17 protein-coding genes are annotated in these 22,019 nt (G+C 54.8%); 8 read left to right on the forward strand and 9 right to left on the reverse strand.

The genetic code is table 11. From position 1 onward, the window contains the following. Positions 1-18 precede the first annotated feature (18 nt). Positions 19-960, reverse strand: coding sequence for an AAA family ATPase (locus C5Y96_RS17875; RefSeq protein ID WP_105356123.1), 942 nt, complete (start codon positions 958-960; stop codon positions 19-21). A gap of 506 nt (positions 961-1,466) precedes the next feature. Between C5Y96_RS17875 and C5Y96_RS17880 the strand changes: the two genes are divergently transcribed. Beyond that, the gene (locus tag C5Y96_RS17880; protein WP_105356125.1) at positions 1,467-2,567 is read left to right on the forward strand and encodes a GNAT family N-acetyltransferase; all 1,101 of its coding nucleotides are present in this window, start codon (positions 1,467-1,469) and stop codon (positions 2,565-2,567) included. A gap of 2 nt (positions 2,568-2,569) precedes the next feature. On the opposite strand, the gene C5Y96_RS17885 is transcribed toward C5Y96_RS17880, so the two are convergent. Then, positions 2,570-5,581 carry a tetratricopeptide repeat protein gene (locus C5Y96_RS17885; protein ID WP_105356127.1) on the reverse strand — a complete coding sequence of 1,004 codons (3,012 nt, stop codon included), beginning with the start codon at positions 5,579-5,581 and terminating at the stop codon, positions 2,570-2,572. A gap of 367 nt (positions 5,582-5,948) precedes the next feature. Here C5Y96_RS17885 and C5Y96_RS17890 point away from each other — a divergent pair, with 367 nt between their 5' ends. Then, complete coding sequence (locus C5Y96_RS17890) at positions 5,949-6,191, forward strand: hypothetical protein (protein ID WP_105356129.1); 243 nt, start codon at positions 5,949-5,951, stop codon at positions 6,189-6,191. A gap of 123 nt (positions 6,192-6,314) precedes the next feature. On the opposite strand, the gene C5Y96_RS17895 is transcribed toward C5Y96_RS17890, so the two are convergent. Beyond that, on the reverse strand, positions 6,315-7,322 hold the full coding sequence (locus C5Y96_RS17895; RefSeq protein ID WP_105356131.1) for a hypothetical protein: 1,008 nt from the start codon (positions 7,320-7,322) through the stop codon (positions 6,315-6,317). A 217-nt stretch (positions 7,323-7,539) separates the two neighbouring features. Here C5Y96_RS17895 and C5Y96_RS17900 point away from each other — a divergent pair, with 217 nt between their 5' ends. From C5Y96_RS17900 to C5Y96_RS17910, 3 genes are all read left to right on the forward strand, one after another. Then, positions 7,540-7,779 carry a hypothetical protein gene (locus C5Y96_RS17900; RefSeq protein WP_105356133.1) on the forward strand — a complete coding sequence of 80 codons (240 nt, stop codon included), beginning with the start codon at positions 7,540-7,542 and terminating at the stop codon, positions 7,777-7,779. Between the two features lie 357 nt (positions 7,780-8,136). Continuing rightward, positions 8,137-9,102, forward strand: a complete 966-nt coding sequence (locus tag C5Y96_RS17905; protein WP_158261302.1) for a transglutaminase-like domain-containing protein — start codon at positions 8,137-8,139, stop codon at positions 9,100-9,102. Further along, a complete protein-coding gene (locus C5Y96_RS17910; RefSeq protein WP_105356137.1) occupies positions 9,095-10,063 on the forward strand; it encodes a transglutaminase-like domain-containing protein in 969 nt (322 codons plus the stop codon). The genes C5Y96_RS17905 and C5Y96_RS17910 overlap by 8 nt, the downstream gene beginning before the upstream one ends. Here C5Y96_RS17910 and C5Y96_RS17915 read toward each other — a convergent pair. From C5Y96_RS17915 to C5Y96_RS17935, 5 genes are all read right to left on the reverse strand, one after another. Further along, positions 10,060-10,566 carry a peroxiredoxin family protein gene (locus C5Y96_RS17915; protein ID WP_105356139.1) on the reverse strand — a complete coding sequence of 169 codons (507 nt, stop codon included), beginning with the start codon at positions 10,564-10,566 and terminating at the stop codon, positions 10,060-10,062. The genes C5Y96_RS17910 and C5Y96_RS17915 overlap by 4 nt on opposite strands. Before the next feature lie 169 nt (positions 10,567-10,735). Then, positions 10,736-12,646 (reverse strand): TlpA disulfide reductase family protein, encoded by a 1,911-nt coding sequence (locus C5Y96_RS17920; RefSeq protein ID WP_105356141.1) that lies wholly within the window; start codon positions 12,644-12,646, stop codon positions 10,736-10,738. 154 nt (positions 12,647-12,800) lie between these two features. Further along, a complete protein-coding gene (locus tag C5Y96_RS17925; RefSeq protein WP_105356143.1) occupies positions 12,801-13,598 on the reverse strand; it encodes an SDR family oxidoreductase in 798 nt (265 codons plus the stop codon). Then, the gene (locus tag C5Y96_RS17930) at positions 13,595-14,458 is read right to left on the reverse strand and encodes an LOG family protein (protein ID WP_105356145.1); all 864 of its coding nucleotides are present in this window, start codon (positions 14,456-14,458) and stop codon (positions 13,595-13,597) included. The genes C5Y96_RS17925 and C5Y96_RS17930 overlap by 4 nt, the downstream gene beginning before the upstream one ends. After that, entirely contained in the window at positions 14,458-15,852 is a 1,395-nt protein-coding gene (locus C5Y96_RS17935; RefSeq protein ID WP_105356147.1) for an MBL fold metallo-hydrolase RNA specificity domain-containing protein, read from the reverse strand. The genes C5Y96_RS17930 and C5Y96_RS17935 overlap by 1 nt, the downstream gene beginning before the upstream one ends. Before the next feature lie 105 nt (positions 15,853-15,957). On the opposite strand from C5Y96_RS17935, the gene C5Y96_RS17940 reads away from it, so the two are divergent. After that, positions 15,958-16,857, forward strand: coding sequence for a hypothetical protein (locus C5Y96_RS17940; RefSeq protein WP_105356149.1), 900 nt, complete (start codon positions 15,958-15,960; stop codon positions 16,855-16,857). On the opposite strand, the gene C5Y96_RS17945 is transcribed toward C5Y96_RS17940, so the two are convergent. Next, entirely contained in the window at positions 16,854-19,508 is a 2,655-nt protein-coding gene (locus tag C5Y96_RS17945; RefSeq protein ID WP_105356151.1) for an AMP-binding protein, read from the reverse strand. The two genes, C5Y96_RS17940 and C5Y96_RS17945, sit on opposite strands and share 4 nt — an antisense overlap. A gap of 244 nt (positions 19,509-19,752) precedes the next feature. Between C5Y96_RS17945 and C5Y96_RS17950 the strand changes: the two genes are divergently transcribed. Together C5Y96_RS17950 and C5Y96_RS17955 are read left to right on the forward strand one after the other, a co-directional pair. Continuing rightward, positions 19,753-20,721 carry a proline racemase family protein gene (locus C5Y96_RS17950; protein ID WP_105356153.1) on the forward strand — a complete coding sequence of 323 codons (969 nt, stop codon included), beginning with the start codon at positions 19,753-19,755 and terminating at the stop codon, positions 20,719-20,721. 20 nt (positions 20,722-20,741) lie between these two features. After that, positions 20,742-21,980 carry an NAD(P)/FAD-dependent oxidoreductase gene (locus tag C5Y96_RS17955; protein WP_105356155.1) on the forward strand — a complete coding sequence of 413 codons (1,239 nt, stop codon included), beginning with the start codon at positions 20,742-20,744 and terminating at the stop codon, positions 21,978-21,980. Positions 21,981-22,019: the final 39 nt, after the last annotated feature.

Below are 22,019 nucleotides of genomic sequence, written 5' to 3' on the forward strand. Positions count from 1 at the left end.
TCGGTGGCCGATATGCCTCTACACAGGTACCGAAATTTCTTCCACAATCCGGCCGACCATCGATTCGACCGCTTCCCGCTGCCCCGCATGCAGGAACCCCTTCGGTATCACCCGGTGGGCGAGCACCGATACGGCAAGGTGCTTCACGTCATCAGGCACCACATATTCGCGACCTTCCAACAGAGCCTGACTCTGAGCAGCGCGGAACAAGCTAAGACCGGCCCGGGTACTCGCCCCGACCTCGAGATCGTCACTCGTTCGTGTTCCATCGATGATATCCAGCAAGTACTCACTGATCGGCTCACTCACTTCGATCTTTCGAACCGAATCTTGTAGCTGTGCGATCTGATCGCAGGTTACCACTGGAGACAAGTCTTCGACAGGTTCCCCGGTGCGGTGTGATTCCAGAATCGTGCGTTCAGCGGCACGATCAGGGTACCCCATCGAAATCCGCATCAGGAAGCGATCCAACTGGCTTTCAGGCAGCGGATAGGTTCCCTCGAATTCAAACGGGTTTTGCGTCGCGATTACCATGAACGGACGTGGCAGGTTGTGCGTTTCGCCGTCGATCGAAACCTGGCGATCACTCATGGCTTCCAGCAAGGCGCTTTGCGTTCGCGGAGAAGAACGATTGATTTCGTCCGCGATCACAATATTCGAGAAAATTGGCCCCGAGTGGAATACAAACTCATTGGTCTTCGAGTTGAAGATGTTGGAACCAACGATATCGCTGGGCAGAAGGTCAGGCGTGAATTGCAGTCGGCAGAAATGCCCCGACAGGCTGCGAGCTAACGCCTTGCCTACTAAGGTCTTGCCTACGCCTGGAACGTCTTCCAGCAGAATGTGCTCGCCCGCAAGTAGGGCGACAAGACATTTCCGAACGACGTCGGGCTTACCCACCACTACCTGATTAATATTCGCTTCCAACTCGGATACGAGACTTAAGAGCTCGGCTGGCATTCAACATCCCTTGCGCGTGCTGATCTTCACTTTTACTTTTGATTCATGGGTGCCGCTTCGTGGTAGGCGAACCCGGCGAACGTGGACGAAGTGCCAAATTGAGTAAGACACATCACCGTTCGTCTGAGCTGAATCATTATAGCGAATCGGTGCGGAAAAGTAGTGTTCCGAGATTCGTTTCACGCATAGAGTCTACGAAAAGATTCTCAGCATAAATCGCAATACCGATTGCAACCTCGTAAAGTTTCAAGTGTTACAAACGCACGCAATTTCAGGGCGACTCTCCTTGAAACATCCTCAGACGACGTTGCGATGGTGAAACAACGTTGTTTTTTCTCAACAATACGCATCTTTTGCCTGACGGAAGGCCTGGCAGCGCAAGGCATAGCAAATTAAAGACTTAAGTAGTTTCAACACGGCATTTCCATGCTTCCCCCCAGGTGTGGCACCTTCGTTGCAATGTGTTTCCTCAGGTCATTGCTACTGCTGCAACCGGGGAAAGAACTATGTCGGAAGTGATCGAAATCAACGAAATCGAAGATCTTCGCGCCTACGCCAGTTTCTGGAATCGCCTGCATGCCAAGACACCGCAAGCGACGTTCTTTCAAACCCTGCCCTGGCTGGAAACTTACTGGAAGTTTTTTGGCCAAAGCAAGAAGTTGCGGGTACTACTGGTTCAGATCGACTGTCAAATCAAGGGAATCTTACCGCTGATCGAGCAAACCGAGCGGACCAAGGCCGGGGCCGTCCGCATATTGACCTATCCGCTGGATGGTTGGGGACCGTTCTTTGGTCCCATTGGCAGTGACCAGACCGCCACGCTCTACGCAGCGATGCAGTACCTGCAGGCAACGCCACGCACGTGGGACCTACTCGATCTGCGTTTTGTTGACCCAACCGTCGATCGAGGTCGAATTCTTAACACCATGCGTTGCCATGGCATGTCCCCCAGCGTGTTGCCGTGGAATCCTTCGTATGCCATCGAGTTGCCAGGCGACTTTGAACAGTTTGTTTCGACCCGCAGTTCCAAGTTTCGGGCCACGATCCGTCGAACCTTACGAAAGGCGGATGATGTTGGGGTGACTAGCGTTCGATACCGACCTGCTGCCTGCCCAACGGGCAACACCGAGCCCAATTTCGACCTGTACGACGAGTGCGTATTACTTGCAAGACGAACGTGGCAGGCCGGAAGCACCACGGGAACAACCATCTCTCATCCAGAAGCAGCAGACTACTTTCGTGAGTGCTTCGCCCAGGCTTCGCGACTGGGGATGATCGACTTGATGACGCTGCGGCATGAAGATCGCATGATCGCGTTCAGCTACAACTTCCATCATGAGGGGAGACTGCTAGGTATGCGGATGGGGTACGAGCAAGATAGTAAACAGCTCACCCCGGGAACCGTGATGATGTCGCACCAGATTCGCGATTCGATCAAGCGAGGCGACAAGATCATCGACCTCGGCCCCGAACACTTGGAAATCAAATCACGCTGGATCAACCGCACACTCGAGTCACAGCGGATTTGCCACTATTCCAGACTCTCGCTTTCGGCCAGTGTTCTACGGATGGGACACTGGTGGAAGTATCACCGCAGCGCGGCGTGATGCTATGGCATCTCTTTCTTGGGATTAATGCCGGTATCGATCAGCATCATATCAGCCCAAAAGTAAGGGTGATCGAGCGTCTGCGTGGTCGTTACCCCACTTCCCTTAAGACGCGGTTCCTTCTTCGGGTCGAGCGATAACTTGCGGACATCGGCCATCGACTCTTGCCATGCCGTGCTGGCCGGCATTTCGGAAATACGTTTGGCGATTCCCTCGACGGTAGCGATGCTGGCCGAACCGGCCGAATGCCAGCGACTGAGGACAACCGTTTCCGAACCGGTCGCCATTAGCCCCAGGGCCGTCAGAAAAATGTCGCTGCCGGTTGTATTCCCCTTCAATGCATCTTCAGCACCGGTATGGAAGCCCGGTAGGTAGATCACCTCCGGACCGCCCAAAGGAGATCGCAGCCAAGCCGCCAACTCGCTACCTGGCTTGCTTCGATCGGCTTGCGCTGGCGACCAGTTCCAGACATCGCCGCGATTGGCGTCTTCACTATCATCAATCACAACCAGCTGATCCCATACCTTCGCCAACAAACTCGAAGGACCAGCCGGTGGACGATCGATCTTATCGGGGGCAATAAAGGCACTTTGCAACTGGTCGAACTGCTCGATCGTAATGTCAGAATCATCCGAGTTGAACAAACGCCCCACAACAATTGCCGTGTTTTGAGGTCGTGGACGGGCATCCTTCTGCGGAATTGCCAGGCTGGCCGTCGGAGCATATCGAATCGGAATCACTTCCGACACCGGCACCGTATGCCCTGCCCCCAGGCCGTCGTCGGTGTGCAGTGCTTCAAACGGGACGTACCACAACACATCGTCCGGCACGATAACGAGTTCAGAATAGGTATTCCAAAAGCCTGGTTTGAGCGTTGGAATAAACTTCTTGAGCAGCTCGGCTGAAGTTGTCTGCCACTGGGTTTCGGCCAGATCCTTTGCTTGAACCGGGGCATCGCGTTTGACCAGGCCAATCTGCTTCAACAGGTCGCCAATCTGCCCCTTGATCTCGCGAGGATTCTCGAGCGTCCAGTGCACGTAATCCTTCTTCGTGAATAAGAAGACATGCACACTGCGAGTGGTCGAAAAGAAGGTCAGCACGAGCTGTGTGTCTTCCAGCTTTTCGCGAATCTCGGCAGTCGACTTGAGTGGAGGAAAGAGAAACTGACTAGGTGTCCGTCGCAGCGCGATCGCACCCAGCAATACTTCATAACCATCGGAAACTTTCTGTAACTTCTCGGCCAGGTCTCGCTGTTTCACGAAACCATCTTTGTCGTCCGGCTGCAGCTCGATTTGCAGCAGTTCTCCCTTCAGACGCTTTGCTTCGTCTTGAAAAGCCTTGAGTTCAGGGTGTTTTGCCAAGAGGTCCTGCCGCTGCAATTTCCCCTTGGTGTCGAGCGCAGCGTCGGAAGATTCCAGCACCCATCGCAGTGCCAACAAACGTCCCCCCAGGGGCAGCGTAGCGAAGAATCGCATACGACGGATACGATCGGCCAACTCAAGCGCCAGTTCCGGCTGCTTCCGCATGACGGCCGTATTAAACCAATTCTCCATCGCGGTTGGGTTGGGGGTTAAAAGGACCGTGAGGGTCTCGAACGGCTCGGAAATCCAATCGGCATCCGTTGGCTCGCGGAGGAGTTCATCGTAGAGAAGCTGGGCCGAACGCTCCGTAATCGTGTTCGATACGAACAGCTGGTTGGTCATTTCGGTCTGATAAACCCGCGTCGAAGCGGCTCGATTGGCCGCGACCGCCGAGGCAAAGCTGCTAGCACCACCAGAAGCGTTTCCACCTTGATATGCCAGCAGTGCCGAGAGATAGCCATAGCGAATACCGACACGCCCCTTGCTCATCGACCGGCGATTCATCGATCTTCGGGCATCTTCCAACGCTGCGCTGGCCGCAGGCAAGTTGCCCATGTACGAATTGGCTTCGGCAAGTGCCAGGCTCAGCTTAGCCCGCAAGGCATCAAGCTTACGAAGCTCGTTCCAGTTACTCATCGCCAGCAAGCCTTGCGGCATCTGTCCTGCCTTGGTGATCATGCTGACCTTAGCCAGGCCTTCCAAGGCATCCTCGACTTGCTGATATTGCTGGAACGCAGCCGCCGAGTACGTTGCTTCTAAGAAGTAGGTCTGCGCTGCGGGAAAGTCTTGTTGCTCAAGAGCAATTCTCCCCAGTTGCAGAAGTGCTAGTGACGTTAGATCGTGGTCATATTGACCGGCTGTCGTCAGACTTCGTTGAAGTGTCTGAACGGCTTCTTCTGTCTTTCCGGCTGCAGCGAGAGCCAAACCGTACTGCACATCGACCCACGCCCCGGTCCAATGATTCGGCGGAGCCGGACGACGCTGCAGAATACCAACGAGATTACCGGTCAGACCATCGTATTGGCTGATCGGCCCCATGATCTCTTGTCGCCGGTAGATCGCCAGGGCAATGCAGCGTGCGATCTCGCCGGCTCGCACCGGCATGATCCGGCCGGACGATATAACGCCACCCCCGCGCACGGCTTGCTGGTTCTGGGCATCGGTCTGCCCTTGGAATGTTGGTAAAGAATCGGGGTAATTCCCGATCATCGTATTTCGAGCCGACTTGCCCCAGGTGACATTTGCCCTCAGATCGTTACTGATCGGCCCAATGGGCTGCAAGCTCTCAGGAGAGATACGCAGCATCCAGGTAGAATGCTGAACAAACAGCAGCAAAGCCGTGTTGTAGTTTTCAAGTGCCAGGGCATTATTACCCATCTGGAAGTGGCATTCGCCGAGCATGGTGGCGTAGCAGATCGAGTCAATCCAACGCCCCTCGGTCGAGCGAACCCCGGCACGTCCGGCAGCGTTAAAGACTTCGCCTGCTCCCTGGTAGTCTCCCTGGTAGAAAGGGACAAACCCGGCATAGTAGGCATCACTCGGGACGACTGTACTACGCCCCCTATTTTGAGCCCAAGCCTCGGCAGGAATCGCGAGACTAACAACAATAGCGAGGATGAGTGCGGGGATTATACGGCTGCTAGCCAATAACATCGGCAAGCTCCTTGGGAATTGCGTCAACGGTGGTGTTAACGCCATTCTACCCCCCACATGCAAACGTTTCACAGAAAAAGACACAACGTTTGGTCACCTAACTATCAAATTGGCAGCCCGGCGGAATCTCATCCAGTTCGACCGTGCTATCACTAGGGTGTCAAATTACACCAAATAAACCGATTTGGATGCTTGTACGGGTTTTTCCCTTTTTTGATGCAAAGTTTCCTCCGCGAAGGGTCGATACCGAATGTAACGACTTTACGCATCACATGCGTTGTTCATTCACGCGACCCTTTCAGCCCGCGGCGAAAATTGGATGTGGTTCAGGACGAACCAGTCGCCGATCTGGTGGAGACTTCCAAGGATGGAAACCAAACGCACCTGGATTCAGACCACGTTGTACTCCGGTCTCGGATGTCTAGCTCTGCTGGCCGGTACTGGTTGCCAAGTGGATGTCGGTGGACAGACACTTCCCAGCCCTTACTACATGAGCGACGACGTTCAGTACTATTCCGAAGGTCCGGAATTCAAACTGCAACGTGAATCGGACGCCATGGAAGCCTACAAGGCCGAACAAGCCGCTCTCGAAGGCGACTACGACTACTAATCCGTCTCGAGTGCACACCGCACAACACGGAGCACCGCGTTGCATCACCCGGCAGCGCGGTGTTTTGCTGCGCGCTCAGCAAAATCAACTTCCGCTGAAGAGAACGCAATCAGGCGGAATCGGCTAAATCTCTTTCCACTGTAAGTAATCGCGTGCCCGCTCCATTAAACAGTAAGCATGGACGATGTTGTCCCAACTGTGTTCCTTCCCCAGGATATTGGCAGCATTGACCTGTTCGACCTTCTGACGCTGGTCGTGGGCCAGGCTGAAACCGATGTAACCAGCGGCCTCGTCCCCTTTGCGTTGACTTGCCATACGATAAAAACGCAGAATCTTGTCGGCACTGTTGAATGCACTGTACATGCGATCAATCACCTCGAGTGCCTGGCCGTTGCGTCCCGACGGATAGATTGCCGAATAGGTAATGCCTGCTGAGAAAATCGCCACGCGATAGCCGTGCGTGTTGTTTTCATGCTGTGGAATCGCCCGACCGCGAAGCGAACCGCCGGCCATCAGATGGCAAGCCCCCATGGTCACGCGTGCCCCCAGACTGAACGCCGATATCGAGACCTGTTCTTCGGTGGGAATGGTCATTAGATACGAAGCCAGGTAATAGGCATCGATATCCGCACGCTGGGCATGCTCGCGAACCGTTTGCAGCGGTTTGGGTTCTTCCTGAGTGGGCCACGACCACATCACGTGGCGCACTTTCTGGTCCATCGAAAGATTCCGCGTTACCTCGTGGTACATTTCCCACCCGCGGCGTTCGGCCCAATAGGTATCCATCCAATTGCCGTGGACGTAAATGCTGGTCAAGCCGCCAGGAGATGGGCTATTGGTGAAGGTTTCCCAGTCGATCGAAACCCAGCCTTCGCCAGGCACATACTGCGAGACCTGAATCTGTTCGATCGGCATTTCCCATCCACAGCCGCCTGACAGGCAGCGTGTCGAGACGAGAAAGACCTCGTCCCCAGGACGCGGAGACTTGCACGCGTAGCCGCACGGATAGCCATCGATCGACTGACGAAATCCTGCCGATTCGGCCAAGAGATCCGTGCTTATAGCCATCGTCAAAAAAATGGCGAACAGACCAAAACGAGCGGAGCAGGTAGGCAAAGCGTAAGCGTTCATCAAAGTTGCTGGCTTGGGGGGAGTTTGGCGGTCACGCAATCCATCGCCGTAACTCTACCACCTAAAACGTGTGATGTGATGATTTTTTTCAACATTCGATGTTGCAGGAATTTCTCATGTTGAAGTTGCACATCGTTATTTGTGGGGTAGTGTTTGGCAGCCAAACCTGTGCTTTGTTCATTTCCCCAGTCGCAACGTTCCCATGAGGAGATTTCCCATGAAGCGATTTACGCTTTTGCTGACGTGCGTGGCCTTGCTGGCTGCGACCGCCGGTTGCCGCTGCGGGGGTAATTTTTTCGGCGGGCGATCGAGCAACGATGGTTGCTGCGGACCTGTTGAATCAGTCGGCCCTGCGGTAACCACCTATGATCCAGCCATTTCGTACGAAGGTTCGTACGGTGATGGATCGTCCGTGATCGTATCGCCGGAATCCATTTTGCCGGCCCCTGCCCGCTAATCGAATCACCTTGATGTACCATCAAGGGAAACACGGTCAAATTAGCCGCCTCAGCATTGAGAATAACTCGATGCTAGGGCGGCTTTTTTGTTAGCTAAACCTCTCTTCGGACTATCCACCGGCCCAGCGCCCGCTTATCTACACCAGTCCTCTTAATCCATACGACTGTCAAAACAGTTGCTTCACTTAGAACACCTCGGCTATCTGGCAACTCTCCGGAATACGTGCCCCAGATTACCCCGTCGTCGATAGTCTGACTAAGATAGAGTAAAGAGCGGTGGGAAAAGGAATGCTTGCCTGGCGGTTGTCATGGAAGAGACGAACACCCTTTCGATCTTCCAACCTCGCTTGAGTTTCATGCTTCGATCAATCTTCGCCCTGCTCCTCCTGTGCGTCCTTTGCCCCCAAACGGCATGGGCCCAGTTTGAAAACGTTCAACCCGATGAAGCCAAGTCAGCCACCGTTTTAGGTACTGCGAAAACAACCAAGTACCAGGTCGGCGTAAAGATCTCAGCGGTGGGGGGCCCTTGCGGAGGCCTGACGGCAACCATTCCGGTGCCGGCCGATTGGCCTGAACAATCGGTGCGTCTCGCTGACGAACAGGTTTCGCCCGAGATTGGCAACGTTGGCTATCGCTTGGTCGAAGGAACCGTGAAAGAAATGATGATCACCGTTCCTCGGATCAATCCAGGGGAAACAGCGGTCGCCGTCATTACCGTCGAAGTCGAACGGCGTTCGGCCGCTCCTCCGGAAGACACCTCGGGGCTGACGATCCCCAAGCGGCCTCCTTTGGCGATGCGACGCTACCTCGGGTCGAGCCCATACATCGAGTCGCGCCATGGTGAAGTTCGTCGTCAGGCGAGTGAAATCATCGAAGACATCGATTCCGATTGGGCCAAGGTCGAAGCAATCTACGACTGGGTTCGCGAGAATATCACTTACACATCAATGAAACCAACCAATGCCGTCACGGCGCTACGTGAAAAGAAAGGGGATTTCGAGGACGTCACTGGCGTCTTCATCGCCCTTTGCCGAGCTGCGGATATCCCTGCTCGAACAGTCTGGATCCCTAGCTCCAGTTACGCCGAGTTCTACCTGGAAGATGCCGAAGGGGAAGGTCACTGGTATCCTTGTCGTGTCGCTGGGGATCGTGCGTTCGGCGAAATGCCCGACCATCCGATCATCCTGCAAAAGGGAGATAACTTTCGCATTCCCGGACGCAAGGATCCCGTTCGCTTTGTGAACGAGAAGCTGAGTGGCAAAGCGATCCGTGGTGGTGGTAAACCCAAAGTCGAATTCGTCCGCGAGGTGCTCGGTGGCTAAGTCGCTTTGCTATTGTTTCGCGTTTATCCTGGCGATCTGTGGTAACGCACTGGCCCAGTTCGGCCCCGTGGAAACACCTTCCGCGAAGCTTACCGATGGCACGACCTTCGAGACCGGGTTCACGCTGCAAGTCTCTGGACAGGCATCAGGAATCGCGGCGACATTTCCCGTGCCTGCGAACTGGGACGACCAACAGGCCGAGCTTGTCCATCAAGAGATTCATCCCAGCAGCGCGAACTTGCGATTCGTGAACCTGGACGGTACCCGTCAGGCACGTGTTGAAATTCCTCGCCTGTCTGCCGGTGATACAGCCAAGGTATTGCTTCGCTTTCGAGTTGCCCGACAAGCTGTTTCTCCTCCGAGTGAGCCACAACAGTTGACGCTTCCGGCGAGTAAAGATCTGGATCGCGATCAGCGTAAGTATTTGCTTCCCAGTCCATTTATTGAAAGCCGTGATACGAAGATCACCGGCGCGGCCAATTCTTTAGCAATGCCCAATGCGACTCCATGGGAACAGGTAAAAGCCTATTACGACTTCGTTCATCAGAATGTGAAGTACGAAAACGGTCCCATGAAGGGAGCCGTCACTGCCCTGGATGAAGGTCGTGGGGACTGCGAAGAAATGACGACCTTATTCGTCGCGCTCTGTCGTGCTGGCGAAGTTCCCGCGAGAACCGTCTGGGTGCCTGGTCACTGTTACCCTGAGTTTTTAACCAAGTCGAACGACGGCTCCGATCGCTGGGTGGCGGTCGAAATGACCGGTAACTGGCCCTTTGGGCAATCGCCTGAGAAACGACCGATTCTCCAGAAAGGAGACAACTTCCGCATCCAGGGAAGTCGCACTCCGCAGCACTACGTGAAGCAAGAACTGGCCATCCGTGACTACAAGGGAAACTCGCCCCCGGTAGTCACCTGGTTGCCTGCGCCCGGTAAGGAACCACCCCGGGCAAACATGGATTAGTCCTGCTTCAGCTTCTCGATAATGGCGTCCCCCATCGCACGATCTGGCTTGGTACCTTCCAAGATCGCAATAATCTTCCCTTCTTCGTCGACGATGTAGGCGTCGAATCCTTCGGGGCTATAGGCACCTGTCTTCTGGGCTTCCAAGTCCAGGGCAAACGGCATGGTGGCTTTGGTGCGTTCGCGAATCTTCTTCAGCCCGTCTGAACCAGTGGCTTCTTCACGCCAGATGATCAACAGTTCGGCACCGGCGTCCCTGATGGCGTCGTAATGCTTCTGCAAGTCGACGACCTGCTTCATGCAGAAGGGACACCAATTGGCTCGGTTGAAGGTGATCACCAGCTTCTTGCCTTTGAAGTCTCTCAGGTTAATCGTTTCAGCTCCTTCTCCATCCAGGGAGAAATCAGGAGCCTTGTCCCCGACTTTCAACTCGTCGGCCATGATCGGCGACGCCAAGATTGCGATGGCGAGAATACTGAGACCGGTCATCCATTGGGTAAACATGGAAATCTCTCCTTGGGTTCGAGGAAGGAAAACGAGCAACTTCCATTATAGAGTTACACCCACACCGCATTCGAACCGTGCAGTAGCTTACCAGCAACAAAAAAAGCCACGGATAATCACAATCCGTGGCTTTCGATTATTAGATTTCGAGGCGAAGTCGCGTTCCCTATTAACGGACGACCTTCAGGCTGACGTCGGCGTCCGCAGTAGACGGAACCTGTTGCGGAGGCGACACTTGGCCGCGATTCACAGGTGCCGTAGCTCCCGGAACCTGCTGCATGGCACCCACGGTCGGATTGGATAACGATCCGACACCGCCGGCTCCTTGATTCAGGACACTCTGCAACAATTCCTCCAGCCGTTCTCCGCGTGGGTTGATTTCTACAACAGTTCCATCCGGACCAACAAAGACCAGAAATGGCAAGGCTTCAACGCCACAGCGTTGGGCATTGGGATCCGAGAAACCGGTGTTGTCCGGGTCGGCACTGACCACCGTCGGCCAAGGCAAGGCATTGCTTTGAAAGAACGCACTACGAGCACGCGGATCGTCGTCCAGGTTGACGCTGACCACCTCAAAGCCCTTGGCACGGTACTTCTGATAAACCTGCTTGATGTTTTCCATCTCTTCGATGCAGATCGGACACCAGGTAGCCCAGAAGTCGACCAAGACCCACTTGCCTTTGTATTGACTCCAATCAAATGGAGTACCATTCAGGTTATTGCCTTCGACGACAAATGGCTTGGCAATCAAACCAGTTCGCTTTGCTGCGTTGGAAACAGAGATCTTTACCGACTCGACGACCTGGGGATCGGGATGATTGCCATAGAATTCGAGCATCATGTTGGCCAATTTACTAGCCACCTGCATCTTCCGGTAATCTTCCATCTGCATTTCGATGGTGGAAAGCATTTGCAGCGGCTCTAGATCATCCTTCTGCTTGGTCGCGATCCAGGCACGAATCGCGGCAACCAGTTGATCTTCGGCGGCTTCATCCCCATTCGCCGCAGCCATCATCGTGCCCAGGATCTTGTACTGCATGATCATGTCATCCAGTTCAGCGGCACGGGCAGCCAGCTTTTCGTCTTTTGCCCCAGTGAAGGAGTTCTTCATCATGGACAAAATCGAAACCGCTTCATTGGTATGTCCCATTCGGGCAAAGACAGTCGCTGCATTCTCAGCGACACCAAAGTGCATAATGTCGGCGTTAGGATCTTCGATGATGTATCGCGAGTCTTCCAGCACAGGCTGAAACAGCGAAGGCTCACCGGCAGCAAACTGAGCCAACATCTGCTCGAACAGGAACAAGCGAGCAAATCGCGAGACTTCTGGATCTTTCGCCTGGGCGATGTGCTGAGCGAATTGAATTCGTTCCTGACGGATTTCTTCTGCTTGATTCGGCAGAATCTGAATCAGCATTTCATAGGCGTTGAATTTAAATTGAACCGCGTTGCGACGTTCTTCGGAACTGGCACCCTGGCTGACCAGCAGTTTGTCCGCCGCCGTAATGACGTTCGAGTAAACCTTGGTCGCAAACTGACGCAGTTCCTGCGGCGTGGCATTATCGGGAAACGGAACAGCCGTCAGGTTGTTCATGTAGGTCAACAGTTCCGTGGGCGTTCCGTCCGGCACGTTGTCTAGATTCATCTCAGCGGCCAATTCAGCAGCCGTGAGTGGCGGTGGCAATTCCGGCTGACCAGCAGCGGCGGTGGCTCCGGCGTTGATCTGCATGTCCGCAGCACCTTGTGCCGGCCCTGCCGCGACTTGAGCATTGCTGCCCGAGGCTTGCTGAGTGGAAGTTAACTGAGCCGGTGTCGTACGCTGCGATGGGGCCGGAGCCTGCATGGCCGCGGAGGTCGCAGGGTTTGCCGGCGCTTCAACCGAGTTCGAAGCCGTGACTTCAACCGCAGGCTGATGAGCCGGAGCGGAAGCCTGAGCCGGTGCCGCAGTGCTACCGGATTGTTCAATACTCACCGCTGGTGGATTCGCATCACCGCCGCCGCAACCAGCCAAAGTTACCCCAGCAGATGCCGCAAATACTGCGGACCAGCAACACTTGTTCAGCAACACTCGAACTCGCATGGAACACTTCCTGATGAAATTTCTCGGATCCTTCCCGATTGCCCACGGAAAGTCGCGGCGGGATTGTAGAACAATCGCCAATCGGACACAGCGCCGATTTCAGAGGATTTCGCTGGCACGACCCCGCCGACAGAAGGGGCATTCGCTGCTGGGCCTAGTGAACGCTAGCGTCGTCGAATTGGCCGCTAAAAACCGTACGTCCCCCATCAACTGGCAAGCAGACGCCGGTCACAAAGGGACTTTCCACCAGGAACTGGACTGCCTGAGCGACATCATCTGGTTCCCCCAATCGCTTTACCAGGGTCGCATCGATGGCGGCCTGACGCTTTGTTTCGCCTGATCCTTCCGGCAAAAGCACTTGCCCCGGCAGAACAGCGTTAACACGAATCGCCGGATTCGCAGCAGCCAAATCAACGGCCAAACTCTTGGTCAGCGTTACAAGAGCCCCTTTGCTGGCAATATAAGCCGAGAACCCTTTGGCCGGCCGTTCGACGGACCAGTCGGCGATATTCACTATCGCCCCGCCGGTCGACTGCTCTTGCATCCGCTGAGCGACAAAGCGACTGCAACTGAGTACAGAAAACGTATTCACTTGAAACAAAGAATAGACGTCGTCAGACGTGAGTTCGTCGAGCGGGGTCGGAAAGAAGACCGACGCCGAGTTCACTAACACATCGATCCGACCAAAGTAAAAGTGAACCATATCGACCATGTCCTTGATCGACGCTTCACTGGTCAAATCGGCATGAAACGCACTGGCCTCGGTCCCCTGCTCTCTCAAGCATTCGACAAATCGAATTGCCTCGTCCATCGATGTGTTGGCATGCACGGCGATTCGATAGCCGCAATCGGCAAGATGCTGGGCGATGACGCGTCCGACACGCTTCGCACTGCCGGTCACTAATGCCACCGGCCGAACGTTGCCGAATGTTCTCTGCTTGCCGTTAATCATGGTGCGATTACCTTGGCTTCTGGGTTCGCTTCATGGAACTTCTGGATGATCTTCCAGGCTTCCGATGGTGAATCAGCGAAGCTAAGCAGTTTCAAATGTTCATCACGAATCACCGCTTCGTCCGCGAGGAACTCCCAATTGATGGCCTGCTTCCAGTATTCGCTGCCGTACAAAACGATGGGGATCGCCTGCATCCGGTCGGTTTGACGAAGCGTCAGCGCGTCGAACAGTTCGTCGAACGTACCAAAGCCCCCAGGAAACACCACCAAAGCCTTCGCACGCATGAGGAAGTGCATCTTTCGCATAGCGAAATAATGGAACATAAAGCACAAGCCCGGCGTGATATACGGGTTGGGGTGCTGTTCCTCCGGCAGGGTAATATTAAGCCCAATGCTAGGCGCACCCACATCGCAGGCCCCACGATTGCCGGCCTCCATGATGCCTGGGCCGCCGCCGGTGACAATCACGTGATCGTAGCGATTGTTGTTATAAGAGTGTCGCGAAACGAGCGAGGCGAAGTCGCGTGCTTCGTCGTAGTATTTCGATTTGGCCAATTGACGTTCGGCCCGATGGATCGCTCGTTCGAGTTCCGGGCGATCCCCTTCCCTCTTGCGTTGCTCCTTCAGCTTGTCGAGTGTTGCCCGGGCTTTCGACTCTTCCACAATCTGCGTGCCGCCGAACAGGATGATCGTCGAGTTGATCTTCTTTCGTCGCAGATATAAGTCAGGCTTCGTGTACTCTAACTGCATCCGCAGACCGCGCATTTCCTCGCTTTGAAGAAAGTCGGTATCCAGTTCCGGTAGCACGTAGCTGGGCGAGTTGACAATTTGTTCCTGGTTTTCTTGTTCGTGGGGTGTCATCAAGTTTGCTCCTCTAAATCGAACGATTCTCCCATCCGTGGAATGACGGTGCGAAAGCCGAACCGTCGTCGCATCAGGCCTGATAACACCGACGCACTCTCTGGTTCGCCATGCGTCAGGAAAACCATTTTCGGCTTGGGAAGTCCCGAAACCCATTGCAACAGTTCACTCTGACCAGCATGACCGCTTAGACCTGATATCGATTCCAAGTGAGCGTGTACGGGGACATCCTTCTTATGGATACGGACCGTCTTCTCCCCTTCCTGGATCTTACGCCCGAGCGTGCCAGCCGCCATAAATCCGCCGGCCAACAGCGTATTCTGCGGCCAAGGAAGACGCTGTCGCATATGAAAGAGGATCCGACCACCGGTCATCATTCCAGATGACGCGATAATCACGGCTGGCCCCTTCAGCTTGTTCAGTTCCTTAGACTCTTTAGAACTACGCACCATATGCACGTTCGATGCATTCAAAACGCTATTGGGGCCGCTCAGTCGACCTTCCGCGAGATCGAGGTCTTCGGCAAAGTCGCGGAAGATCTCTGTGGCATCGACCGCCATAGGACTGTCCAGGTAGATCGGAATTCTCGGAATTCGACCATCGTGCATCAATACCTGTAGCAAGTAGATGAGCTGTTGGGCTCTTCCCACCGCAAACGAAGCCATCAGGATCACGCCACCGCGATCGATCGCTTCGTTCATTGTCGTTTCCAGGTCGTCGAGCACGTCTCCTTCTGGGTGATCTCGGTTGCCATAGGTGCTCTCGCAAATCAGAAAATCGCAGCGAGGTGGCTCGTGAGGATCGTGATAAAGCGGTGCGTTGTAACGCCCCACATCGCCAGAAAACAAGATCCGCAGTGGCGGGTCTTGATTGCGGATCTCGACTTCGATCATGTTCGATCCTAGCAGATGCCCAGCATCGTGAAAACGAAACCAGATCGGACCGGCGGCCTTATGCCATTCGCCTCGAGGCTTGGCCGTCAACTGCTTGATTGCCTTGCGTGCATCTTTCGGATCGTACAACGGTAACGCCGGCTTATGTTTCGACAGTCCCTTAAAATTAAAGTACTCGGCATCCCGCTCTTGGTTTTCTGCCGAATCCAAAAGCAAAAGCTCTGTCAGCCGTTTCGTTCCTGGCGTACAAAGAATGGGGCCATGATAGCCATCCTTGACGATTCTGGGGAGGTAGCCAGTATGATCGATATGGGCGTGCGTAAGCACAATCCGATCAAGCGAGTCCGCAGTGAAAGGTAGTGGGTCCCAGTTTCGTAGACGTAGCTCCTTAAGCCCCTGAAACAATCCGCAGTCGATCAAGACCTTGGCATCGTCCGCTTCTAGCAGATACTTTGATCCCGTGACCGTTTCCGCCGCTCCGTGAAACGTCAATCGCGTCATTCGACTACCTCATGTGCCTATGGTGCCTGACTTGCTCTTTCTCTAATCTGATCCACTCGCTACTGGTTTACAATGGGCCCTGCCCCCTAACGAGAAAGCCGCTCCATGTATCGCGATAAAGACTACCTGCTAACTCAGGATGACCTGATCTTCAATGTTCTCGGAGACCAGCATGATGCGGGATTTGTAACATCCGGCTTGAAATATGCAAACGGCAACAAGTGGGTCGATAGCTATTACGACGCCGCAAGATTCCTGAGCGAATCTTTTCCCACATACGTCGACGGCAAGATTCGCGTTCCCATCGAAAAGATCCAGCAGCACCTGAAGCCGCTCGAGCGTACGCGACACTTACTGACCGAAAAGGAACATGCTTCCCCGTTGTTGGCGTTGGCCGTCGACCTGGTTCATATCCTGGCCGAGCACTGCGACGTTCCGGCAACCGAGATTGGAATCACCGACTCATTGCTTTGGGGGGTCGGCAACGAGAATTCGGATATTGACCTGGTTATCTACGGCAGCGACGTCATCACGCGTTTTCTGTCCACGTCGCACGAACTATTTCAGTTCGACGATATCGAGCACATCGAGCAGCAATACGTGCAGCGTCCTCCTGGTGTGGATGAAAACACCTTCCAGGTAATGCTTCAGCGAAAAGGTAACCAAGGGTTCTATCATGGGACCCGTTTCAGCATTCGCGGTGCCCTGACAGACGAAGAACTACTGTGGATCCCTGAGCGAAAGACACTCTTTCGGCCGCAGGAGCCTCGGCAATGCGAGCTGGAAATCAGCGGTCACGACGACAGCCTGCTTTTCCCGGTCTCGTACGATACAACCGCAGGCATTCCACTGGTCTCGTATCACACCGGCTATGAAATGAGCTTTCTGCCAGGGGATAAAGTTCGCGTGTCCGCGATGTACGAGACCGGCGAGGCTGGACAACGTCTGCTGGTTGGCTCAACCAACGGCGAGAACGAAGTGATTCAATGGATCACCCAAGCCTAGGACTCCGAGGTCACTTCATTCCCTTCCTGAATCCAGGTTCGCAGCTGTCGATAGTTGGTTTTCCCGGTCCCCAGAACAGGGATCGCTTCAACCTTACGAACTTCATCCAGACGCATGATCCCTTGAAAACCAGCGGCTTTTAAGCAATCGTTCGCCTCACGCAGGGTGACTTCCTCGATCGTGAAGAGCACGATGCAGCGACCTCCATCCTGCTCGATTCCTTCGACGGCGACCTTGGGCCCCTCTTCATCAGCCGGGAACTTCTCTGCCAACGGGGCTTCTAGCGCCGGCAAGCTTACCATCTCGCCTCCGATCTTCAGGAAGCGTTTCATGCGTCCTCGGAACTCAATGAAGCCTTCCTCATCCTTCGAGACCAGGTCGCCTGAGTTATACCACTGGTGACCATTAACTTCTAGAAATGGCTGTGGCTTGTCGTGTTTGTAATAGCCATTGAAGACCGAGTCGCCGCGTATCAGCAATAGCCCTGCCTCTCCCTGAGGTAGCGGCTTGTGGGTTTCCGGATGCACCACGAGCGTATCAACGCAGTTAATCGACTGGCCAATGGTGCCTGGCCTGTTGTGCCCTGGGCGGTTGCCAGAAACCACCGGGCTACATTCGGTAATGCCGTATCCTTCCAGCAAATCCAGCTTAGGCAAGATCTCCATGGTGCGTTGGTAAAGCGCCGGCGGGCATTTCTCGGCACCTACCAAGACCAGACGCAACGACTCGAGTTCACCTGGCTCACTGCTGCTCACGATGTATTGCAGAAACGTAGGCGTGGCAAACATGAGCGTTGGTTTGTAGGCCGCAATCACCCGAGCCAACATCCGCGCGTCGGTCGGATCAGCGTGGTGCACCACCCGAATTCCAGCCAGAATGGGCATCAACGCGGTTGCTGTCAGTCCAAAACTATGAAACGGCGGCAGGAATCCCAGAAGCGTATCATCGCTGCGGAAGTTCATATGATCGATACCGCCGCGCATGTTGGCGATCAGATTCTTATGAGAAAGGGGAACGGCCTTGGGAAGGCTTTCCGAGCCTGACGTGAACAACACGACAGCCGGGTCATCGACTCCAGGCTTGGGCAGATTCCGCAGGAACGATCCTGGAGCGATGTAAGTCGCAACCAGTGCTTTCAACTTCTCGAATGTCGAGATGTCCTCACGCGTATCTTCCAGGTAAAACATCTCAACGCCATCCATCTCGACCCCCAGCCGATCCATGAACCTTTTAGAGGTGATGACGTACTTGATTTCCAATTTATCGGCAGCGTGCTGAAGCCCCGCAGGACCGGTCGTCCAATTGAGCATGACCGGCAACTTGCCTGCGATCGCTGACGCCAGAAGTACCGTGTCCGCAGCGACCGAAGCCGGCAACATGACTCCCACAGCTTTTCCATCGAGTTTCGCGACTCGCTTGGCAAGCAGCGTCGCTCCGATGAGAAGTTTGCGGTAGCTCAAGCAGCCTGAAAGTGGATCGGCAACCGCAGGACTGTCGGCACTCTTCAGGGCACGACGCACAAACGCCTCGGCAATGGTCTCTGCCAGAACCTCCGGATGATCGCTATCGGCCGGACGGGCATCGTCCCAGTGCTCGGGAACTTCCAAGGGCTTTTCGTCGCTGGATGCCTGACCGGCGGCCAGCACGCAAAGTTCACCCACCGTTGCCGGCACGTGATCGCTGCGAAACCCGAAGTGCCGCTCTAGCTCTAGCGCCAGGTCCATGCGTTCCAGGCTATCGAGTCCAATCAAATCAAGCGTCGTCCCTGGCTCTTTCTCGTTGTCATCGAGCGTTCGATCGAGACGCTGCTCAAGTATCCCGTACACCTCCGCCACCAGTTCTGGCGAAAGCTCACTGACATCGACATCGGACTTCTTTTTGACGGCATCGAAATCAAAGTCGCGCGGCCCGAACAAATAGCTGTACGGAACGAACTTGGCCTCTTCGCCCCCGTCGGCATTGTAGAACGCTTCGAGGTGACGATTCAGGGCCGACTTGCTCTTCATAGGCAACGATGTGCGATCGACCGGCACGACTTCCAGCGTCACCTTTCGCTTGGGCAGAAAGAAGACAAGCCCCGCGATGATCCACCACGCCGCTGCCAATGCATTCTTACCCAGCGCCGGCACATCCCCTTCCCGGGCACAACCAAACCGGCTACCCCACAAGCCTCGCGTGCGGACCAGCACCACGTTCACGTTATCGACGCGTTCTAACAGTTCGTAAGCGATTCGTGCTCCACCGACCACTTCATATCCCTGCCGCTGCAGTCTGCCGCTGGGATAGATCAGAAAGTTTTGTCCCTGCTTTAGTTCCTCAGCGACCTTCTCGATCAGTTCGGTCGTTTTGGCATGCGCGTCCCGGCTATGCGACTTCAGATTTGGCACCTCGTACGCGTCGATTATCTTCATGATGGGATAAAAGAGCGGGCTGCGGTACGTGTCGGTAAAAACCAACGGCCGAAGCGACTTCCCAAAACGAAGGTGGCTCAGGACGGTGGGCGGATCGATATAGGCCGGATGGTTGGGCCACACCAGGATCGGCCCTTCCAGGCCTTCCAGCTTTTCGAGCCCCTTAACTTCTACCTGATAGCGGCGATGCAGAAGTCTTCGCAGCATGAAATAGAGAAGCGACTGAATCCACTTTCCCATGATTGCCGAACCCTTGAATTCGTAGAAACTTGCTCAGTGTCTACGGTTTACGCGTGAAACGTCGTGTTGTGGGACATTCTCGCCAGAAAACAAGACGCCCCAGTCGTCAAATTACTCCGAATTGTGCACATCTAGAAAGATAGATCCAGACTTATCCGGCTTCGATTTCCGCTTCCTGCGCCTTATGATATGTGTGGATTCATCCCCGATCCCTTTGATTATCGCCTATTGGAAACCATGCAACATGGCTTTGCCGACAGACCGCGTTGAACTGAACGTCATCGACTCCCATACCGGGGGGGAACCCACTAGAACCATTATCGGAGGATCGCCAGAGCTTTCCACAACAAACATTGCCGACCAGATTCAGGAACTGAAGCAAGAACACGACTGGATGCGGACGGCTTTAACTCATGAGCCTCGTGGCTACGAGGCGATGGTCGGAGCGCTGCTGCTACAACCGCAAAACCCAGAAGCCGTTGCCCGTGTTGTCTATTTCAATAATGTTGGCTATCTCGGGATGTGCGGCCACGGCACGATTGGAGTCGCCGCGACCCTTTCCTATCTGGGTAATATCTCGCCTGGCGAACACCTGCTGGAAACGATTGCCGGCGACGTGGTCTTCACGCTGCACGAAGATAACCGAGTCTCGTTTGTGAATGTCCCCAGCTATCGCTATCGGACAAATGTTCCGGTTGCGACCAAAAACTTCGGAACACTAAGCGGAGACATCGCCTATGCAGGAAACTGGTTTTATTTGTGCGCCGATCACGGTTTAGAGGTTTCGCTAAGTAATCTCGCTGAACTCGACAGGTGTTGTCGTGAAATCCGCCACACGTTGGATACCGAGGGTATCGGTGGCGAAAACGGTGGCATCATCGATCACGTCGAATTGATTGGCCCACCGAGCCGAGACGACGCGAACGCGAAGAACTACGTCGACTGTCCTGGCGGCGAGTACGATCGCTCCCCCTGCGGTACCGGAACGAGCGCCAAGATCGCCTGCCTGGCTGCGGCTGGAAAACTAGAGCCTGGCCAGACCTGGGGTCAGGAATCGGTTACCGGCAGCCTGTTTGAAGGTTCCTTTGTCTGGCAGGGTGACAAGGTAATCCCACGTATCATGGGCGAGGCCTTCGTTACAGCGGAGACGAAAGTCATTATTGATCCCACCGATACACTCACCTTCGGCTTTAGTCAAAAGCAATCCCACTGAAACTCTGAAAGCATCCCACCTTGAGTAGCTCGACCATTGTGATTGGTGGAGGCGTCGTCGGTACGGCGGCCGCCTACTATTTAGCCAAGGCTGGCCATGATGTCACCATCGTGGATCAAGGCCGCCACGGAGGTGCCTGTTCGCATGCGAACTGCGGCTACGTTTCTCCGAGTCACGTACCTCCCATTCCACAGCCAGGCCTGATCGGTCCGACGATGCTGTCGATGCTTAGCAGCGAGTCGCCGTTCTATATACGGCCTCGGCTTTCTCCTTCGCTCTGGAGCTTTCTCCTGCGGTTTTGGTGGAATTGCAGCGAGAAGCAAATGAAGAAGGCCGCTCGAGGGAAGCATGCCCTGCTCGACTCTTCGCGTCAGCTCTATCAAGAGTTGATCGAAGGAGAAGGCCTGGACTGCAATTGGGAGAAAAAAGGACTGCTGTTTGTCTTTAAAGATCAGCACCACTTCGAACAGTTCAGAGAGATCAGCGACTGGGTCTCTGAAGAATTCGGCGTGACGTCATCTCCCTACGCCCAGGGAGAACTACAGAAGCTTGAGCCTGCACTTAAAGACGAAATCGCCGGTGCCTGGCATTACCCCAACGATGCCCACCTGCGTCCCGATCGACTGCTTAGCTCCTGGAAGACGATCCTCGAAAAGCACGGCGTGAAGATTCTCGAACAGCACAAGGTCACTGAATTCCTCGGCGAAGGAGGCAAGCTGAAAGCGGTTCGCTGTGGAACCGAAGAACTGGCCGCTGACCGCTTTGTGGTTGCCACCGGGGCTTGGAGCCCTTTCTTCAATCGCCAGTTGGGCTGTACGCTGCGAATTCAGCCTGGTAAGGGATACTCCATCACCATGGCACGGCCATCGATCTGCCCGCAGATCCCGATGCTGCTCGAAGAAAGCCGCGTCGGCGTGACACCTTTCGACGATGGGTATCGACTTGGCTCAACCATGGAGTTCGGCGGATACGACCCCAGCATCAACACCAAGCGACTGGCACTCCTGAAGAAGGGTGCTTCGCATTACCTGAAAGAACCATTCACCGACGAGACCTACGAAGAGTGGTACGGCTGGCGGCCCATGACACCAGACGATCTGCCGTACATCGACTTTGCGCCCCGGTTCAATAACGTGCTGATCACCGCGGGACATAGCATGCTGGGACTTTCGATGAGTACAGGTACCGGTAAGCTGGCGTGGCAACTTCTCGACGGCTTGACTCCCCATATCGACCCAGCCCCGTACCGGCTGCGGTAGTTTGACGCGTCCGAAAACCTAAAGCACAATAAACTTGCC

It is taken from the genome of Blastopirellula marina (assembly GCF_002967715.1).
In the GTDB taxonomy this organism is placed as follows: Bacteria; Planctomycetota; Planctomycetia; order Pirellulales; family Pirellulaceae; genus Bremerella; species Bremerella marina_B.

Bases quoted from the DNA above. Each gene is read 5' to 3' on its own strand.
- C5Y96_RS17875 (WP_105356123.1), bottom strand. From the start codon at position 960: ATGCCAGCCGAGCTCTTAAGTCTCGTATCCGAGTTGGAAGCGAATATT.
- C5Y96_RS17880 (WP_105356125.1), top strand. From the start codon at position 1,467: ATGTCGGAAGTGATCGAAATCAACGAAATCGAAGATCTTCGCGCCTAC.
- C5Y96_RS17885 (WP_105356127.1), bottom strand. From the start codon at position 5,581: ATGTTATTGGCTAGCAGCCGTATAATCCCCGCACTCATCCTCGCTATT.
- C5Y96_RS17890 (WP_105356129.1), top strand. From the start codon at position 5,949: ATGGAAACCAAACGCACCTGGATTCAGACCACGTTGTACTCCGGTCTC.
- C5Y96_RS17895 (WP_105356131.1), bottom strand. From the start codon at position 7,322: ATGAACGCTTACGCTTTGCCTACCTGCTCCGCTCGTTTTGGTCTGTTC.
- C5Y96_RS17900 (WP_105356133.1), top strand. From the start codon at position 7,540: ATGAAGCGATTTACGCTTTTGCTGACGTGCGTGGCCTTGCTGGCTGCG.
- C5Y96_RS17905 (WP_158261302.1), top strand. From the start codon at position 8,137: ATGCTTCGATCAATCTTCGCCCTGCTCCTCCTGTGCGTCCTTTGCCCC.
- C5Y96_RS17915 (WP_105356139.1), bottom strand. From the start codon at position 10,566: ATGTTTACCCAATGGATGACCGGTCTCAGTATTCTCGCCATCGCAATC.
- C5Y96_RS17920 (WP_105356141.1), bottom strand. From the start codon at position 12,646: ATGCGAGTTCGAGTGTTGCTGAACAAGTGTTGCTGGTCCGCAGTATTT.
- C5Y96_RS17925 (WP_105356143.1), bottom strand. From the start codon at position 13,598: ATGATTAACGGCAAGCAGAGAACATTCGGCAACGTTCGGCCGGTGGCA.
- C5Y96_RS17930 (WP_105356145.1), bottom strand. From the start codon at position 14,458: ATGACACCCCACGAACAAGAAAACCAGGAACAAATTGTCAACTCGCCC.
- C5Y96_RS17935 (WP_105356147.1), bottom strand. From the start codon at position 15,852: ATGACGCGATTGACGTTTCACGGAGCGGCGGAAACGGTCACGGGATCA.
- C5Y96_RS17940 (WP_105356149.1), top strand. From the start codon at position 15,958: ATGTATCGCGATAAAGACTACCTGCTAACTCAGGATGACCTGATCTTC.
- C5Y96_RS17945 (WP_105356151.1), bottom strand. From the start codon at position 19,508: ATGGGAAAGTGGATTCAGTCGCTTCTCTATTTCATGCTGCGAAGACTT.
- C5Y96_RS17950 (WP_105356153.1), top strand. From the start codon at position 19,753: ATGGCTTTGCCGACAGACCGCGTTGAACTGAACGTCATCGACTCCCAT.